This window comes from Paenarthrobacter sp. YJN-D, assembly GCF_015040335.1.
Classification (GTDB): domain Bacteria; phylum Actinomycetota; class Actinomycetes; order Actinomycetales; family Micrococcaceae; genus Arthrobacter; species Arthrobacter nicotinovorans.
Window position 1 is genome coordinate 209,662 of record NZ_CP053549.1, and the last position, 17,122, is coordinate 226,783.

The 17,122-nt window shown below is 62.0% G+C and carries 18 protein-coding genes and 1 tRNA gene; 11 read left to right on the plus strand and 8 right to left on the minus strand.

Annotation, left to right across the window (positions count from 1 at the left end):
• The first annotated feature begins 81 nt into the window (after nt 1-81).
• The 3 genes from HMI60_RS01005 to HMI60_RS01010 all read left to right on the plus strand — a co-directional run bounded on the left by HMI60_RS01005 (nt 82) and on the right by HMI60_RS01010 (nt 1,973).
• A tRNA-Pro gene (locus tag HMI60_RS01005) sits at nt 82-158 on the plus strand.
• 275 nt (nt 159-433) lie between these two features.
• Complete coding sequence (locus HMI60_RS21140; RefSeq protein WP_255520223.1) at nt 434-991, plus strand: BNR-4 repeat-containing protein; 558 nt, start codon at nt 434-436, stop codon at nt 989-991.
• Nucleotides 879-1,973: a BNR-4 repeat-containing protein gene (locus tag HMI60_RS01010; RefSeq protein ID WP_255520265.1), complete on the plus strand. Its 1,095-nt coding sequence runs from the start codon at nt 879-881 to the stop codon at nt 1,971-1,973. The genes HMI60_RS21140 and HMI60_RS01010 overlap by 113 nt, the downstream gene beginning before the upstream one ends.
• Before the next feature lie 155 nt (nt 1,974-2,128).
• Here the strand turns inward: HMI60_RS01010 and HMI60_RS01015 are convergent, their stop codons facing one another.
• The 3 genes from HMI60_RS01015 to HMI60_RS01025 are packed head-to-tail and all read right to left on the minus strand — an operon-like array spanning nt 2,129 to nt 3,199.
• Complete coding sequence (locus tag HMI60_RS01015) at nt 2,129-2,401, minus strand: hypothetical protein (protein ID WP_193590388.1); 273 nt, start codon at nt 2,399-2,401, stop codon at nt 2,129-2,131.
• A 2-nt stretch (nt 2,402-2,403) separates the two neighbouring features.
• Nucleotides 2,404-2,922, minus strand: a complete 519-nt coding sequence (locus tag HMI60_RS01020; RefSeq protein ID WP_193590389.1) for a hypothetical protein — start codon at nt 2,920-2,922, stop codon at nt 2,404-2,406.
• Nucleotides 2,923-2,929: 7 nt separating this feature from the next.
• On the minus strand, nt 2,930-3,199 hold the full coding sequence (locus tag HMI60_RS01025; protein WP_193590390.1) for a hypothetical protein: 270 nt from the start codon (nt 3,197-3,199) through the stop codon (nt 2,930-2,932).
• A 202-nt stretch (nt 3,200-3,401) separates the two neighbouring features.
• Here HMI60_RS01025 and HMI60_RS01030 point away from each other — a divergent pair, with 202 nt between their 5' ends.
• Complete coding sequence (locus tag HMI60_RS01030; protein WP_193590391.1) at nt 3,402-3,632, plus strand: helix-turn-helix domain-containing protein; 231 nt, start codon at nt 3,402-3,404, stop codon at nt 3,630-3,632.
• 279 nt (nt 3,633-3,911) lie between these two features.
• Here HMI60_RS01030 and HMI60_RS01035 read toward each other — a convergent pair whose 3' ends face one another.
• Entirely contained in the window at nt 3,912-4,484 is a 573-nt protein-coding gene (locus HMI60_RS01035) for a hypothetical protein (RefSeq protein ID WP_193590392.1), read from the minus strand.
• Between the two features lie 388 nt (nt 4,485-4,872).
• The gene (locus HMI60_RS01040) at nt 4,873-5,319 is read right to left on the minus strand and encodes a MarR family winged helix-turn-helix transcriptional regulator (protein WP_039240712.1); all 447 of its coding nucleotides are present in this window, start codon (nt 5,317-5,319) and stop codon (nt 4,873-4,875) included.
• A 172-nt stretch (nt 5,320-5,491) separates the two neighbouring features.
• Here HMI60_RS01040 and HMI60_RS01045 point away from each other — a divergent pair, with 172 nt between their 5' ends.
• Nucleotides 5,492-6,700: an MFS transporter gene (locus HMI60_RS01045; RefSeq protein ID WP_018779260.1), complete on the plus strand. Its 1,209-nt coding sequence runs from the start codon at nt 5,492-5,494 to the stop codon at nt 6,698-6,700.
• A gap of 95 nt (nt 6,701-6,795) precedes the next feature.
• On the opposite strand, the gene HMI60_RS01050 is transcribed toward HMI60_RS01045, so the two are convergent.
• Nucleotides 6,796-7,383 (minus strand): hypothetical protein, encoded by a 588-nt coding sequence (locus HMI60_RS01050; protein WP_189075748.1) that lies wholly within the window; start codon nt 7,381-7,383, stop codon nt 6,796-6,798.
• Nucleotides 7,384-7,500: 117 nt separating this feature from the next.
• Between HMI60_RS01050 and gcvH the strand changes: the two genes are divergently transcribed.
• The 5 genes from gcvH to HMI60_RS01075 all read left to right on the plus strand — a co-directional run bounded on the left by gcvH (nt 7,501) and on the right by HMI60_RS01075 (nt 10,571).
• Entirely contained in the window at nt 7,501-7,887 is a 387-nt protein-coding gene (gene gcvH, locus HMI60_RS01055) for a glycine cleavage system protein GcvH (protein ID WP_018779262.1), read from the plus strand.
• Between the two features lie 138 nt (nt 7,888-8,025).
• Nucleotides 8,026-8,502, plus strand: a complete 477-nt coding sequence (locus HMI60_RS01060; RefSeq protein WP_018779263.1) for an FHA domain-containing protein — start codon at nt 8,026-8,028, stop codon at nt 8,500-8,502.
• 20 nt (nt 8,503-8,522) lie between these two features.
• Complete coding sequence (locus HMI60_RS01065) at nt 8,523-9,239, plus strand: MerR family transcriptional regulator (RefSeq protein ID WP_079582343.1); 717 nt, start codon at nt 8,523-8,525, stop codon at nt 9,237-9,239.
• Nucleotides 9,239-9,742 (plus strand): bifunctional nuclease family protein, encoded by a 504-nt coding sequence (locus HMI60_RS01070; RefSeq protein WP_018779265.1) that lies wholly within the window; start codon nt 9,239-9,241, stop codon nt 9,740-9,742. The genes HMI60_RS01065 and HMI60_RS01070 overlap by 1 nt, the downstream gene beginning before the upstream one ends.
• A gap of 235 nt (nt 9,743-9,977) precedes the next feature.
• A complete protein-coding gene (locus HMI60_RS01075) occupies nt 9,978-10,571 on the plus strand; it encodes a MerR family transcriptional regulator (RefSeq protein WP_193590393.1) in 594 nt (197 codons plus the stop codon).
• Between the two features lie 93 nt (nt 10,572-10,664).
• Here HMI60_RS01075 and HMI60_RS01080 read toward each other — a convergent pair whose 3' ends face one another.
• Complete coding sequence (locus HMI60_RS01080) at nt 10,665-11,474, minus strand: ParA family protein (protein ID WP_018779267.1); 810 nt, start codon at nt 11,472-11,474, stop codon at nt 10,665-10,667.
• A 303-nt stretch (nt 11,475-11,777) separates the two neighbouring features.
• Here HMI60_RS01080 and HMI60_RS01085 point away from each other — a divergent pair, with 303 nt between their 5' ends.
• The gene (locus tag HMI60_RS01085) at nt 11,778-15,173 is read left to right on the plus strand and encodes a pyruvate carboxylase (protein WP_064723227.1); all 3,396 of its coding nucleotides are present in this window, start codon (nt 11,778-11,780) and stop codon (nt 15,171-15,173) included.
• A 97-nt stretch (nt 15,174-15,270) separates the two neighbouring features.
• Here the strand turns inward: HMI60_RS01085 and HMI60_RS01090 are convergent, their stop codons facing one another.
• Nucleotides 15,271-17,085, minus strand: a complete 1,815-nt coding sequence (locus HMI60_RS01090; RefSeq protein ID WP_193590394.1) for a long-chain fatty acid--CoA ligase — start codon at nt 17,083-17,085, stop codon at nt 15,271-15,273.
• Nucleotides 17,086-17,122: the final 37 nt, after the last annotated feature.

The window sequence follows — 17,122 nt, forward strand, 5'->3', positions numbered from 1 at the left end:
TAAGCTTTTGGAGGTGGTTCGGCCGGACTGCTTAGGTGGGACTCTTCGGAGGAAAACTTAGGCGGAGAACGGTGGAATCAGCGGGCTGTAGCGCAGCTTGGTAGCGCACTTGACTGGGGGTCAAGGGGTCGCAGGTTCAAATCCTGTCAGCCCGACCAGCAAAATCCGCTCCATCACTGGGAAGTATCCCGGAGGTGGGGCGGTTTTTGTTTAAGTTCCACTCGAAACAGGGGCTTGTATGTGCAGAGTGCGTGCGCCACTTGATTTCGCAGGAACCAAAGCCGCTGCCTTCTCAGCAGCGGTCGACGCCGCAGAACCAACCAATGCCCATAGGTGTCGGAAGTTATCGTGATGGCCGCTGAAGTTCGTTTCCCTGCCGGGCTCGCTGTCCGGTAAGAGCCAGTACAACGGAACCTCCTACAATCAGGATTCAGTGTCTACGGGCGGCGGCAAGAGGTACGCGGTCTGGTACAACGAATCCGGGGCGCTGATCATCGGCAAGCGGACCCTGCCCAACGGCGCGTGGACCACGTTCGACCTGTCCACCGTGGCCGCCAACCCGCTGGTGCTGCCGGTGGACAACGACCCCCACAATTCCGCCTCCATCATCGTGGACGCTGCCGGATACATCCACGTCGCAGCGAACATGCATGGCGACGTGCTGCGCTACGTGCGCTCCACCAACCCGCACGACATCACGGCATGGACGGCCCCTGGCATGACCGGGCTCAACGAAGCGCAGATGACTTACACGCGGTTCGCTCTGCACCCTGATGGCACGGTGTTCTTCCTGTACAGGGACGGCGCGTCCGGCTTCGGTGATCTGTTCCTGAACAAAGAGCGCGGGCGGCACGGCTGCGTGGACGCAGGTGGGCAAGCTGGCAGACGGCAAGACCACCAGCGAGAACCCGTACGAGTCCAGGTTTGTGATCGGGCGGGACGGGTCATTGAACCTTGCGATCACGTGGCGACCCAACGGCGGGGACGCTAACAGCAACAACGATGTTCACTTCATCCGGTCAGCGGACAAGGGCGCCACATGGAAGTCCGTTGACTGCACCACCGTGGCTTTGCCGTTCGTCCACTCCAACACCACCGCCCTGGCGCTTGACACTGCCGCCACGAACTCAGGCATCATCAACCAGTTCGGACTGGACACGGACATCAACAACAACCCCCACATTGCCCGGATGCTCGCTGACGGCGCCACCCCCGACCGGAACATCCATCACCTGTGGTGGAACGGTGGAGCGTGGGTCAATGACCAAGTGAGCGACCTTGGCAACGGATTTTCCATAACCAACTGGACAACCCGCCCCACCATCGCCTGCACTAACGACGGCTGTACGCTCATCACCTACAGCACGCCCAGGTTTGGCAGCCTCCGCGGACTGTTACGCCTTGTCGACGTGACAGGCGGCGCCAACACTGAGGTTCCACTTAGTGACCTGGACATGCGGGACCACGAACCCACCTACGACGGGCGGGCACTGCGGGAACGCAACGAACTGGTGTTCCTGCTCTCGCAGGCAAATGCGGACGTGAATAACCCCGGACCGGAGTATTGGAACGTCAACAACTGGGACCGGCAGTGGGGAGGCATCCTGACTGTTGACGTCGCTCAGATTGGCTCGGTTCTTCGCCGTGAGGTGCGGGCGCCGCGGATCCGCACCATGCAGACGGTGGCGGTCCCAACCAACGCCAGCGTGACCAACACTTCTGCTGCCGCTGTCACTGGGTCACTTGGCAGCCTTACAACTCCGGATGTGCGTAACCGCCCGGTGTTTGTTCGGCTCACCGCCAGGGCGTCCACCACGGGTGGCACGTTGACGGTGCAGGTCTTCGAGTCACAGCAGGGGGGGGCAGTAACCGTGCCCTTGGCGCGATTGGATTCGCGGGTACTTCCACCGCCCTCCGCGCAACGCCCTGGATGCCTCTCGCCTACGGCCCTGTCCTCGGAGCAGACTCCCTAGTTCAAATCCATGCCTACGTCTCAGCAACCTTCACTGGCACAATCAGCGCAGCAACGCTTGAGATAGGCGTGCTGGACGGCCCCGTGTACTAGGGCAAATAAGACCGGTGATGTTACGGTACGGAGTCCCCACCCGACTTCCGGGGGTGGGGACTCCTACTTACCGAATTTGCCGGTGAGCCGTTTGTTCTCCCAGCGTTTGATCTGGTGCACTGTTCGCCGGTCGTAGCCAATGGACATCATGGCCTCAATCACCCGGTCAATTGACAGTCCCTCTTTTGCGCAGTCCGCTAAGAGGCCGGGCATTAGCTCATCCGTTTGCCCGTTCCGGTCCCATCCGTTGTTGCCGAGGTGGTCAAGGAAATCCAGCAGTTCGACCTGCGCTTTTGTGAATCCTATCCACTCGAAGTTTGGCGGTTTCCTCGCCATGCCTACTCCTTTACCTTGGAGGTCAACGCCGAGGTAACCACCTTTAGCGCGCGTGGCAGTTCGTCATGCTGGTATGTGGATACCTGCCCGGGAGGGAAGTTGAAGGTGCTTCCGGCTACGTCTAATTCGAAGGCGACCCGGTCTGGCCAGTTCTCAGGGCCCCTGGTGGTCATTGCGTCCCGGATAGTGTTTACAACCACTGACGTCGTCGCATGCAGCGGCAAGGCGATGGTTTTGACCTTTTGAGGCCCGAACTCCGCGACTATAAGCATCTTCTCGGTGAGGACCTGGATCTTTCCTTCCGCGGTGTCCTGCTCGTCGTCCATGACACTGTGGATGTCGTAACCCTCAAGGGTGTGGCCGGCCGTGATGATTTCGTCCTCACCGGTGAGGGCGAGGATTTGGGAGACCGCGACGGAGAGCCACTTCGGGTGCTCCGTGGAAACCGTTAACACTGAGTATCCGGACTCATTGAGTCGGGCCATCAGGTCAATTGCTTTCTGGCGGTGCGGTTCTACCATTTGAGCCTCAGTCTCCGTAGTAGTCGGGTGCGTGCTTGCCAAGCCGGGTCTTCATGACGTCGACCGGATCGACAAAGGCGGTGAGTCCGTGGGTTACTGCGCCGTGCTTCTCCTCGATGTTCCAGACCTCCGCCACCTTGTATGCCTGGTAGCCGCCCTTGGCTCCGCGCCAGATGAATTGTCCAGCGGCAGGTGGAGTCTCTGCGTACTCGTCGTACCACTCCTCGCCGTCTGAGCTGATGAAAGCAGTCATGATTTTCGGTACTGCGCGTTCCACTTGACCCCTTTGGTGGTTGTTGTTCGCTGGCGGTGTGCCGCAGCTCATAGTAATCACAAAGGCTGGACAAAATAGGTGCGCGTACGCTTCCAGAGGAACGAGGGCATGCAGAACGCTGCAAGAGGTTGGATTATGTTGCATATTTCGGCTGGATCCTGCAGCCCATTCGAGCAGTGAAGCTCTTTTTGGCAACGTAGCCGCCATGGATCTCTTGAATGTTCGAATCGGGCACATCATCAAACTGGAGCGCCAGAAGAATCGCTTGACGCTGGACCAATTAGGTAACCTTGTAGGCTGTGATCACTCCACTCTGAGCGGCTACGAGGCAGGCCGGCGACGCCTTCCCGCGGCCAGGGTTGATGCTCTCGCCGCAGTGTTCGGAATCCCTCCGAAGATCATCGACCCGGAAGCCTACCAAGGACGAGACGGCTGACGCATAAGCGATCACTTAACTATTGGCGATCGTTCATGTATGTTTTCTACATCTTGCTAGCCTCCGTGGTGGTTGACTGGCAAGCCCGAGGGAACTGTTCACTCCCAGAGGCCGTTTTGAACGTTCTGCCCCAGGGCCGGCGCTGACGTGATCAGGCTGACCTCTGGGGCAGCTTACGTTGGTCCGAGGTGGGGCGATAACAGTCCGGCGCATCGAAGCCAAGGCATGGCCCAATAAGAAGCCCCCGACTGCCTTGACTGGCGGACGGGGGCTTTCTGGCTATAGCGGCCAGAGCTTTCGGAGACGGGCCCCGAGAGTCGGCTTAGGATTCCTCTTGTCGTGTTCAGCTTTGATTCGGTTGTAGTCTCCCGCGAGAACTTCCCTGCCAGTCGCGTCCCATTTTCCCTGGTAGTGCTTCCGGCCAGTGGTTACGACGGGGACGGCGTCCTTTGGTTTGCGACCATGCTTTACCAGTTCCTTGGCTAAGCCCTTCGAGCTGACTACGTAAGTGATGCTGGCGTCAGGAGCCATGGTCGCAGGAAGCGTCACGGTGGGAATGAAGCTCTCCGTAGCGTGAACGAAGGTCTTCCTTGCGATTTTGAAATGAACGCCGTCAACGACAGCGGATCCCGTCAGCCCAGTATTCGTGGCCCGCACTCCAATGTTCCACTGCTGACTCCCGCTTGTTGTCGCGAACGAAGTGGCTTTTACTTTCAGACTCGCCCTATCTCTGCGCCGCGACCACCACGTGTAGGCGAATGTTGCCAGCGAGATAAGTATGGCCGCGATGGGCAGGGGGTCATCCCACCAGGCTTTTCCGATGATCTCGACTTGTATAACGTCTGTCCACATAAGGGACCACTTTAACGGAGTGGGGCGCAGATACCGCTCGGCCCTTGGATCTCCTTTGGTTTGGGTGTGTGCAGCTGTGTGTGCACACTGCCGGATAGAGAAAGAAACAGGCCGGAACGGCCCGGTGCTCTTTCCCTTGTATATAGAGGGGAGAAGGCACGGTACATTCCTCGCAAATACTGGAACGTACAGTGGCCTCATTACTGGGGGGTCAAGGGGTCGCAGGTTCAAATCCTGTCAGCCCGACCAAAAAGGCCGGAATCACGTGGAAACGCGTGATTCCGGCCTTTGGTCGTTAAGTCGGGTCGCTAAGGCGCAAGACTTCCCGGGCTCGTTCGCCACGCCCGTCATTCAGGGCGGAATTGCGCCTACGAGCCCGGGGTCCGGCCTAAGCCTTTTGCAACGCTCCGAGCGCCCGCACCAGGGGCTCAAGCTCCGGCACGGCCTCCGCGGCGTCCAAGGCTGCAGCCAGAGTCTCGTCATGGACAGGCTTGGCCGCTTCGAGGAGCTTCTGGCCGGCGCCCGTCAGCTCCGTGTAGATCCCTCGCCGGTCGTCGGCGCAGAGGATGCGGGTGAGCAGCCCCCGGTCTTCCAGGCGGTTGACCAGGCGCGTTGTGGCGCTGCTTGAGAGTGCGGTGGCGCGGGCCAGCTGCTGCATCCGCATGTGCCAGCCGTCTTGGCGGCTCAGGGCATCCAGCACCGTGTACTCCACGACAGAGAGCTCGTTCGAGGCCTGAAGCGCTCGTTCCAGCTCCGCTTCGATGCTTCCATGCAGGGCGGCAAGGGTCCGCCAGCCCTGTGCCCGTACTTCTACGGCGTCATCCTTGATGCCCATGTCTGCTGTGCTCCTGCCTTGATGTTGAGTCGATCGCGGACGTTCGAAAGTAGTTGCTTGCGCAAGTACCTAGCGTATGCAACTATATATAGAGCGTCTGCAACTATTATTCTACGGTTCCCGGCGACGCACTTCCACTTCCCAGGGGAACCGGCCATCTAAGGAGTTCCACATGCCCGCAGGGTTGATTGCCCTTGCCCTCGGCGGATTCGGCATCGGACTGACCGAATTCGTGATCATGGGCCTCTTGCCCGAGGTTGCCGCCGACTTCGACGTCAGCGAGGCTTCGGCCGGTTGGTTCATCTCCGGTTACGCCCTCAGCGTCACTGTCGGTGCCCTGCTGGTGACTGCCGCTGTGACCCGGCTGCCCCGCAAACCTGTACTCATGGGCCTGCTCGTGCTCTTTATCGCAGGCAACTTCCTCTCCGCGATCGCCGACACCTACTCGGCCATGCTGCTCGGACGCATCGTGGCCGCACTGTGCCACGGGGCCTTCTTCGGTATCGGCTCAGTGGTGGCCGCAAGCCTCGTGCCGGCGCACAAGAAGGCCGGCGCCATCGCGATCATGTTCACCGGCCTGACGGCGGCCAACGTCCTGGGTGTTCCCTTCGGGACCTTGCTGGGCCAGAACTTCGGCTGGCGTTCAACGTTCTGGGCTATCACCGTGATCGGCGTAGTGGCGCTGCTCGGCGTCGCCTTCATGGTCCCCAAGGCCGGCACGGAACCCACGAAGGGCCTACGCAGCGAACTGGGCGCCTTCGCATCCGGCCAGGTGTGGCTGTCGATCATCGTGACCATCCTCGGCTTCGGCGGCATGTTCGGCGCCTTCACCTACATTGCCTTCACCCTCACCGAGGTCTCCGGATTTGAGCCGGGCGCCGTCCCATGGCTGCTGGTGCTGTTCGGTGGAGGATTGTTCGTCGGCAACTTCCTCGGCGGCAAGGCTGCCGATAAGGCCTTGGACAAGTCACTCATCGTGATCCTCGCCGGACTTGTGGTGGTTCTGGTCTTCTTCGCCCTGACGGCTGCCAGCAGCATTGCAACCCTGGTGTCCCTGGCCCTGATGGGCGGATTCGGCTTCGCAACCGTTCCAGGCCTCCAGATGCGCGTGATGCACTTCGCCTCCACGGCACCAACGCTGGCATCGGGTGCGAACATTGGTGCCTTCAACCTGGGCAACGCGCTGGGCGCATGGCTGGGCGGCGTCACCATCACCGCCGGTCTCGGCTACACCTCGCCCATCTGGGCGGGCGCAGGGATCACGGTTGCTGCCCTGCTGGTCATGATTGCTGCCGCTGCGGCCGCCAAGCGCGGGGGAGGGGCCGCCCCGACGGCAACTCCCGACGTCGAACGCGAACCTGATGGGGCCATCGTCGCCTAAGTCATGAGGCCTGGATCCCGACGCCTGGAGCGTCACGTCTGACGCAGGCAGGAAAATGCCCGCCACGGAAAGTCCGTGGCGGGCATTTTCGGCTCTTACGGGGTGGGCGTGGGGTTCTGCGGTTCCGGTTCGGCGTTCCGGTTCCCGGCAGCCTTGATGCGTTCGTTCTCCGCCTGCTTCAGGGCCTTCATCTGTTTGCCCCGGCGCCGCCAGATCGACCACATGACCGTCACCGCAATAAAGACAACTACCGCGGCAACGGCGGAGATGGCTGTCCAGGTGGTGAAGAAGCCTGCATCCACGCTGAGGGTCCTCTGGCCGGCGTGGGCTGATTCCGTGGAGCCAAAGACGATTCCGGCAGTGAGCAGATTGGGAGTTGCGATGGCAACTGCCAGCAGGACGATGGCTGTTTTCCAGGGCCAGCTTACGGCTTTCCTGGTGGCCTGCCAGGCGACCAGCAAAGGAATGAAGGTAAATACGAAGCCGTAGAACATGCCGACCAGCACGCTGGCACCAAGGTCACGCCTGATTTGTCCTGCGATGACATCGGACCACCATCTGGGAAGAATTGCCCCAAGAATGAACCAGGCGGCCACAGCAACCAGCAAAAACACAAGGACCAGGATTATTTTGGCGCCCAGGTTGCTCTTTTTCCCGGCTGGTACTTGTGCTTGTTCAGTCATGGGTCAATCATGGCAGAGACCCCATCAGGCGCAGGGGAATTGTGCCTATACTTTCAGCGGCGGCCAGCTGCGCAGGCCGTCGCCGAGGTTCGTCATTGTCCCGATGAAAGGCCACCCGTGAGCAATATTCCTGAAGAACTTTCCTACACTGCAGAACACGAGTGGGTCACCGCTCCGGATGCCGACGGCGTTGTGCGCATTGGCATTACCGACTTCGCCCAGGACGCGCTGGGCGACGTGGTCTACGCCCAGATGCCGGAGCCGGGGACAAAAATCACCGGCAATGAAGTTGTTGGGGAAGTCGAATCCACCAAGAGCGTCAGCGACATCTATGCTCCGGTTTCCGGCGAGGTCACCAATCGCAATGACGCGTTGGATACGGATCCCGCACTGATTAACTCCGACCCGTACGGCGAAGGTTGGCTCATTGAAGTAAAGCTCGCAGAACCTGACGCAGTGGATTCCCTGCTCAGTGCATCGGAGTACGAACAACAGGTAGGCTAAAGTTATCTGGCCCGCCAGGCTGTTTTCCCATTACAGGGGAAATGGAAGGGCGGGCCAGGAACCGATTTGCCCGGCGGTACCGGGATGCGGAAGTTGCTGGCAGGGTTTGGAACTGTCAGCGGATGAGGAGGAAATTCCATGGTTGGCGGCGAACAGAATCAAGCCAATGTCGGGAACGGCGCGGAGGAACAGCCGACGTCGGAGACCACCTCGATCAGCATCACGCCAACGTGGGACGAGCCGAGCATTGCCCCCAAGTTGGCTCCTGAAGAGCGTGCATCCGTGGATGCTCTTCCGCCGAATTCGGCCTTGCTCATTGCACACAGCGGACCCAACGCCGGAGCCCGGTTCCTGCTGGACGCGGACACCACAACTGCCGGCCGGCACCCTGACGCGGACATTTTCCTTGACGATGTCACGGTGTCCCGCAAGCACGTGCAGTTCATCCGCACTGCGTCGGGATTCGAGCTCGTGGACATGGGCAGCCTCAACGGTACGTATGTCAACCACGACCGCGTTGACCGCGTGCAGCTCAAGAGCGGCAACGAGGTCCAGATCGGTAAGTTCCGGTTGACCTACTACATCAGCCCTGTCCGCTCAGCAGGCCAAGTCTGACGGGGAACCTGCCTGTGGCTATTGCCCAGCCGGACCGTCGCGGGCCGCAGGTCCTGAACATCGGGGAAGTCCTCGCCCAATTGAGCGATGACTTCCCTGGAATGACTGCGTCCAAGATCCGCTTCCTGGAGGAAAAGGGCCTCATCAATCCGAAGAGGACTCCTGCCGGATACAGGCAGTATTCGGACAGCGACGTGGAGCGCCTGCGCTTCGTCCTTGCCCTGCAGCGTGACCAGTACCTGCCGCTCAAGGTCATCAAGGACTACCTCGACGCCATCGACCGCGGTGAACGGCCGGAGAATCTTCCTCCGGGGGTCACTGTCTCCCCGAGGGTTGTCTCGCCGGAAATGGCGGCGGAGATGCAAGGACGAGCCCGGGCCCTCACGGAGGAGCAATTGCGTGCCGAGTCCGGCGCCAGCGTGCCGCTGCTGGAAGCGCTCCTGAGCTTTGGCTTGATCTCCCATGTCGGTGGCAAGTTCGACGAACATGCCCTCCAGGTGGCCAGGGCTTGCGTTCAATTGGAGGGCCACGGCCTTGAGCCCCGGCACCTTCGTCCCTTCCAGGCTGCAGCCGAGCGGGAGTTCGGCTTGGTTGAAAGGGCCGTCGCGCCGTTGACCTCACGGCGCGACGCAGCATCCCAGGCAAGGGCCGCAGAAGCGGCACGCGAGATCAGCGAGCTGTGCCTCACCCTCCACCGGGCCCTCGTCCACGACCGAATCTCCCGGATGGACAGCTGATGATCGAAGTCGAAATTGTCGGTGTGCGGATCGAATTGCCGTCCAACCAGCCATTGGTGCTCCTTCGCGAACTCAACGGTGAACGGCATGTGCCAATCTGGATCGGCACGCCGGAAGCCAGTGCCATCGCCCTCGCCCAGCAGGGCGTGGTCCCGCCCCGGCCCATGACGCATGATCTCCTGATCGATGTCGTGGAATCGCTGGGTCACACAATCATCAGCGTGAACATCGTGGCGGTCGAGGACAACATCTTCTATGGCCAGCTGCAGTTCGACGACGGCACGGTGGTCAGTTCCCGCGCCTCGGACGCCCTCGCCCTGGCTTTGCGGGCCAAGTGCCGCATCTGGTGCGCTGACGCCGTCATGGAAGAAGCGGGTGTCCGGATCACCGAGCACGATGAAGGCGAGGATTCGGAGCCGGATCCCACGGTGGACGAAGAACGAGAAATGCGCCGGTTCCGCGAGTTCCTCGACGATGTGGAACCTGAAGATTTCGAAGGTTGAAACACCCTCAACCTAAAGTTGAGGGTGAAAGTTTCGACACGACTGGATTTTGGGCCCGAGGTCTTTGACCTCGGCGCTTCACGGGCCTAACGTCGAAGTATCAAGTTCCCGTTGCATACACTGCCCGCGCAAGTCACACTGGAAGGTGCCGACTTGTGGGAATTACACTGCTGCATTTTGTTGTTGTGTCAGGGGTATGCACCGTCCCCAAGGGAGCTGAGAACAAGGAGGTCACGTGAGTCCGAAAGGCGAAGCAGGCGAGCTGAAGCAGTCCTCTGCCAGCATTGCTGCGCCCGCATCCGGCGCCCAAGGTCTGCTCTTCACCGAGGATCTTCCCGTGCTGGACGAGGACGCGGGATACCGCGGCCCCACCGCATGCAAGGCGGCAGGCATCACCTACCGCCAACTGGACTACTGGGCACGCACAGGACTCGTTGAACCTGCTGTCCGTGGAGCTGCCGGCTCCGGATCACAGCGGCTCTACGGATTCCGCGACATCCTGGTTCTCAAAGTGGTCAAGCGACTTCTTGACACCGGCGTATCACTCCAGCAGATCAGGACCGCGGTGGAACACCTCCGCGAACGTGGCGTGGAGGACCTCGCGCAGATCACCCTCATGAGCGATGGTGCCAGTGTTTACGAATGTACCTCCGCAGATGAGGTCATCGACCTGGTGCAGGGTGGCCAAGGAGTCTTCGGCATAGCCGTTGGCCGCGTATGGCGGGAAGTTGAGGGCAGCTTGGCCGCGCTGCCGAGCGAGCACGCCGTCGAGCAATCCTTTCCCGACGACGAACTGAGCAAGCGCCGCGTTGCCCGCCGCATAGGCTAGGCAACCGACAAAGGACATGAAGAAAGCCTCTTCCCACAGGGAAGAGGCTTTCTTGTTGTGCAGACCGGGGCCACTGACGGAGCCCCGTGCCCGTCAGCGTTGGCGGCGTTCCCTGGTGGAACCCTGCCCCTCAAGAAGACTCTCCAGCAGGGCATCGAAAAGTTTTGCGGCATTCTTCGCAGAATCTCCCGGCCAGTGGTGGACGGAATGCGCCGCACCCTGGATCTGCTGCCAATTGGCTTGTTCCGGAATGTGCGGAGTCAACAGCAGCTCTCCGAACATGGACTCCATTTCGGCCAAGCGGAAGGTGTGCTCGGCGGATCCGCTGCGCACGCGGTTGGCCACGATACCTGCCGGGGCCAGATTGGGGGCGAATTCCTGGCGGAACAGCTGAATGGCCCTCATGGTTCGTTCGGTGCCCGCTACGGAAAACAGCCCGGGCTCGGCCACGAGCACCACGCGGTCACTGGCGCTCCAGGCCATGCGGGTTAATCCATTCAGGGACGGCGGGCAGTCGACAAGTACCAACTCGTAGTTGGTGGTGCCGGCCAGAACCGTGGACAGCCTGCGGAGGTCGCGGCGGCCGAGGTCGGGGCGGTCGTAGATTCCAGTGAACGCTGAGCCTACTGCGACGTCCAGGGTGCCGTTGCTGGAGCCGTTGGAGACCCAGCTGCTGCCGGCGACGTTGTCCTGGAGCCTGGCACGCCGAGGGCTTTTCAGCATCCGACCGATGTCCTGCTGGCCGCCGGGCTGGACACCAAGTGCCGTCGTGGCGTCGGCATGGGGATCGAGATCCACCACCAGGGTGGATATGCCGGCAGCGAGGGCCGCGGACGCCAGACCGGTGGTCACGGACGTCTTTCCCACTCCACCTTTGAGGCTGCTGATGCTGACTACTTGCACTTGAAAACCCAAAACCTAACGCCGGTTGCCGTATCGCGCTCATTCGCCTCCGGAATCACCGGAGCCGGGGCTTGCCGAAGCCCCCTCAACATCATATGGTGCTTCGGCATCGAATCCCGCTTTCTACGCGCCCGGCCAAGGGAGATCGCAGTTGGCAATAGCATGCCGTTGGATCGCGCGCACGCATATACAGCCCACATGACGATTCCTTTGTGATGGTTGCCACAAAGATTTGTGTTTGATGCTGGCGGCACTACACACTGTGACCACCGACCGATCCACCCGCAATGATGCAGGAGAAGTATGTTTTCGAAAATTCTGGTGGCCAATCGCGGCGAAATCGCGATCAGGGCGTTTCGCGCTGGTTATGAACTGGGCGCCAAGACCGTAGCCGTCTTTCCGCACGAGGACCGTAACTCGATCCACCGTCAGAAAGCCGACGAAGCTTACCTGATCGGCGAGGTGGGTCACCCCGTCCGCGCCTACCTGGACGTCGAGGAGGTTGTCCGCGTCGCCAAGGAAGCCGGGGCAGACGCCATATACCCCGGCTATGGCTTCCTTTCGGAGAACCCGGATCTCGCGCGAGCGGCCAAGGCTGCGGGCATCACCTTCGTGGGCCCGCCCGCCGAGGTCCTGGAACTGGCCGGCAACAAAGTCGCAGCACTGGAAGCCGCCCGCAAGGCCGGTGTTCCCGTCCTGAAGTCGAGCAAGCCCTCCAAGGATCTTGACGAACTCATTGCGGCAGCCGACGAGATCGGATTCCCCATCTTCGCCAAGGCTGTTGCCGGAGGTGGCGGTCGCGGCATGCGTCGCGTTGAGACGCGCGAGGCCCTCCCCGAAGCATTGCAGTCTGCCATGCGCGAGGCGGACGCGGCCTTTGGTGATCCCACGATGTTCCTTGAGCAGGCCGTACTGCGTCCGCGTCACATCGAAGTACAGATCCTGGCTGACGCCGAGGGCAACGTCATGCACCTCTTCGAGCGTGACTGTTCCCTGCAGCGCCGCCACCAAAAGGTCGTTGAAATCGCCCCGGCACCGAACCTGGATGAGAACATCCGCCAGGCGCTCTACCGCGATGCCGTGGCGTTCGCCAAAGCACTGAACTACGTCAACGCCGGAACGGTCGAGTTCCTGGTGGACACCGAAGGTGAGCGTGCGGGACAGCACGTCTTCATCGAAATGAATCCCCGCATCCAGGTGGAGCACACCGTGACGGAGGAAATCACCGACGTCGACCTCGTGCAGGCGCAGATGCGCATTGCGTCGGGGGAGACCCTGGCGGATCTGGGATTGAGCCAGGAAACCGTCTCCATCAAGGGCGCTGCCCTGCAGTGCCGTATCACCACTGAAGACCCCGCCAACGGCTTCCGGCCTGACGTCGGAAAGATCACCGGCTACCGTTCAGCCGGTGGCGCCGGTGTAAGGCTCGACGGCGGCACGGTCTACTCGGGTGCCGAGATCAGCCCCCACTTTGACTCCATGCTGGTGAAGCTGACCTGCCGCGGCCGCGACTACCCGGCCGCTGTTGCCCGCGCCCGGCGCGGACTCGCCGAGTTCCGTATCCGTGGCGTGTCCACCAACATCCCGTTCCTGCAGGCCGTCCTGGCCGATCCGGACTTCAACGCCGGCAATGTGGCGACGGATTTCATCGACAAGCGTCCTGAACTGTTGAAGTCGCACATCTCCGCCGACCGTGGCACCAAGCTGCTCACCTGGTTGGCTGAGGTGACTGTCAACAAGCCGAACGGCGAACTCAAGGTCCACAGCGATCCCGCAAGCAAGCTGCCCGCCGTCGACGGTCCTGTTCCGACGTCGGGTTCGCGGCAGAAGCTGATCGAGCTCGGTCCGGAGGGCTTCGCCAAGGCTCTGCGCGAGCAGAACGCTGTGGCGGTCACGGACACCACGTTCCGTGACGCCCACCAGTCGCTCCTTGCCACACGGGTCCGCACCCGCGATCTGGTCGCGGCCGGTCCGGCCGTGACAGCTTTGATGCCTGAGCTGCTTTCAGTGGAGGCATGGGGTGGCGCGACGTACGACGTCGCCCTACGGTTCCTGGGCGAGGATCCCTGGGACCGCTTGGCCGCACTGCGCCAGGCCCTTCCGAACACCTGCCTCCAGATGCTGCTTCGCGGACGAAACACCGTCGGGTACACGCCCTACCCGGAAGAAGTGACGGAAGCTTTCGTCGAGGAAGCCGCCGCTACGGGCATCGATATCTTCAGGATCTTCGACGCCCTCAATGACGTCAACCAGATGGCTCCGGCCATCCGGGCGGTTCGGGCCACGGGAACAGCTGTAGCGGAAGTGGCCATGTGTTACACCGGCAACCTCCTGGATCCCAACGAGGACCTGTACACGCTGGACTACTACCTGGACCTGGCCCAGAAGATCGTCGATGCCGGTGCGCACATCCTCGCCATCAAGGACATGGCCGGGCTCCTTCGCCCGGCCGCCGCGGCCAAGCTCGTTACCGCACTCCGTGAGCGTTTCGACCTGCCCGTGCACCTGCACACGCACGACACCGCCGGCGGCCAGCTGGCCACCCTGCTGGCAGCTGTCGACGCCGGCGTGGATGCGGTGGATGTCGCCGCGGCTTCCCTGGCCGGTACCACCAGCCAGCCTGCTGCCTCCGCGTTGGTTGCCGCTTTGGCCAACACTCCCCGTGACACCGGCCTCAGCCTGGCCAACGTCGGCGCCATGGAACCGTACTGGGAAGCTGTGCGACGCGTTTACGCACCCTTCGAATCCGGCCTCCCGGGCCCGACCGGCCGTGTCTACCAGCACGAGATCCCGGGCGGCCAGCTGTCCAATCTGCGCCAGCAGGCCATTGCCCTGGGACTGGGGGAGCGGTTCGAAGCGATCGAGGACATGTACACCGCGGCAGACCGCATCCTCGGCCGCCTCGTCAAGGTGACACCGTCCTCCAAGGTCGTGGGCGATCTCGCCCTGCACCTGGTGGGACTGAACGCAGACCCGGCGGACTTCAACGAGAACCCGCAGAACTACGACATTCCGGATTCCGTCATCGGCTTCCTGTCCGGTGAACTTGGTGATCCTCCCGGTGGCTGGCCCGAACCCTTCCGCACCAAGGCCCTCCAGGGCCGCAGCGTGAAGGTCCGCGACGTCGATATCAGCCCGGAAGACAGCGCAGCCCTCAAGGGCGACTCCAAGACGCGCCAGCACACGCTGAACCGCCTGCTGTTCGCTGGTCCCACCAAGGACTACCTGAAGAGCGTGGACACCTACGGCAACCTTTCCGTTCTCGACACCCGTGACTACCTCTACGGTTTCCAGCAGGGCTCCGAGCACGTCATCGAACTGGAAAAGGGCGTCCGCCTCATTGCGCAGCTCGAAGCCGTTTCCGAAGCCGACGAGAAGGGCATGCGCACGGTCATGTGCACGCTCAACGGCCAGTCCCGGCCCGTGGTCGTCCGCGACCGCTCCGTGGTCAGCAACGTCAAGGCTGCAGAAAAGGCCGACCCCGCCCAGCCCGGACAGGTTGCAGCACCGTTCGCCGGTGCCGTGACCGTTACGGTCAAGGCCGGCGATGCCGTGAAGGCCGGTGACACTGTGGCCACCATTGAGGCGATGAAGATGGAGGCATCAATTACGACGCCGGTGGCCGGCACGGTTTCGCGCCTGGCCATCTCAGCGGTGGAGCAAGTGCAGGGTGGCGATCTGCTGCTGGTCATCAGCTAGCTAGCGGCCACGAAAAAGTACCCCGCCCGGAGTCATCCGGGCGGGGTACTTTTTGCTTTTTGCTTTGTGCTGTCCGGCTGTTTGGCCGGAAGGCGGTCTAGGAGGCGCGGGGAGCCGAGTACATTTCCTCGATCACGGCGTCAAAGTCCTTCATGACCTGCGCGCGCTTGACCTTCAACGACGGTGTCAGGTGACCGGAGGCCTCGGTGAAGTCAGCCGGAACCACACGGAAGGCCTTGATGGCCTCTGCCTGGGAGACGGACTGGTTCGCCTTGCTGATCAGCTCCTGCACCGCAGCCTTGACCACGGAGTTTTCGGTGGCCTCGGCCAAAGTCGTGCCGGCCGGAAGTCCGTGGCGTTCGAGCCAGCCGGGCAGGGCTTCCTCGTCCAAGGTCACCAGCGCGCCGATGAAAGGACGGTTGTCACCAACCACCAGGACCTGGGACACCAAGGCGTCTGCGCGGATCTGGTCCTCCAACAGCGCAGGGACCACGTTCTTGCCGCCTGCGGTGACGATGATCTCCTTCTTGCGGCCAGTGATCTTCAGGAAGCCGTTGCTGTCCAGCTCTCCGATGTCGCCGGTTCGGAACCATCCGTCGGCCGTGAAGGTCTCTTCCGTGAGGTCAGGTCGCTTGTAGTAGCCGCGCATCACGCAGACGCCCTTGGCGAGAATCTCGCCGTCGTCCGCGATCTTCACTGAGTTCCCCGGAAGGGGAGCGCCCACCGAGCCGATCCGGATCATGGATGGAGTGTTGACGGAGATCGGAGCCGTGGTTTCGGTCAGCCCGTACCCTTCGAGAATTTGCAGGCCGATGCCCTGGAAGAAGTGGCCCAGGCGTTCGCCGAGCGGCCCGCCACCGGATACCGCGTGGGCCACGTGGCCACCCATCGCCGCCCGGAGCTTTCCGTAGACCAGCTTGTCGAACACGGCATGCTTGATCTTCAGCCCCAGGCCAAGATTCCCGTCCTGGCGCGCCTTGGAATAGGCGATCGCGGTGTCTACCGCCCGGTGGAAGATGGCGCCCTTGCCACCGTCTTCGGCCTTCGTGAGCGCCGAGTTGTATACCTTCTCGAACACGCGGGGCACGGCGAGGATGAACGTCGGCTGGAAGCTCTGGAGGTCGCCCAGCAGATTCTTGATGTCCGGGGTGTGGGCAACCTTGACGCCGCCGGCCACGGCCAGCACAGAGATAAAGCGGGCAAAAACGTGGGCCAATGGCAGGAACATGATGGTCTTGCCGGATTCGTTGATGATTTCCGGCAACGAGGCGCGGGCATTCTCGGAAAGTTCCACGAAGTTTCCGTGGGTCAGTTCGCAGCCCTTCGGCCTGCCCGTGGTTCCGGAGGTGTAGATGATGGTGGCGATGTCCCGCAGGCCTGCCGCGGACCGCCGGGACTCGAGTTCGTCGTCGGGAACTCCCGCTCCCGCAGTGCGCAGGGCATCGAGGCCGGCGCCTTCGAGTTGCCAGACGTTGGCAACGGACGTGATGTCCTCCGCGACGACGGCCTGGCGGATGATGTCCTCATGGTGGGCTGACTCGCCGAAGGCGGCTACTGCGCCTGAGTCACCAAGGTTCCATGCCACCTGCGACGGCGACGACGTTTCGTAGATCGGGACGGAGACGGCCCCGGCGAACCAGATCGCGAAGTCCACCAGCGACCACTCGTAGCGTGTCCGGGACATGATGCCTACACGGTCGCCCTGTCCTACGCCGCTGGCGATGAGGCCCTTGGCCAGAGCCCGGACGTCAGCGAGGAAGTCGGTGGCGCGGACGTCCGCCCACTGCCCGCTGGCATCCAGCTTGGAGAACAGCGGGGGATTGGACGCCTTTCCCGCCTCCCGAAGCACGAGGTCCGTGATGTTGGTTTCAGGGGAGATGTTCACGAGGGGAGGAACACTGATTTCACGCACGGTAGCTCCTTTGATATCCACGGGCCACGAGGGGCTT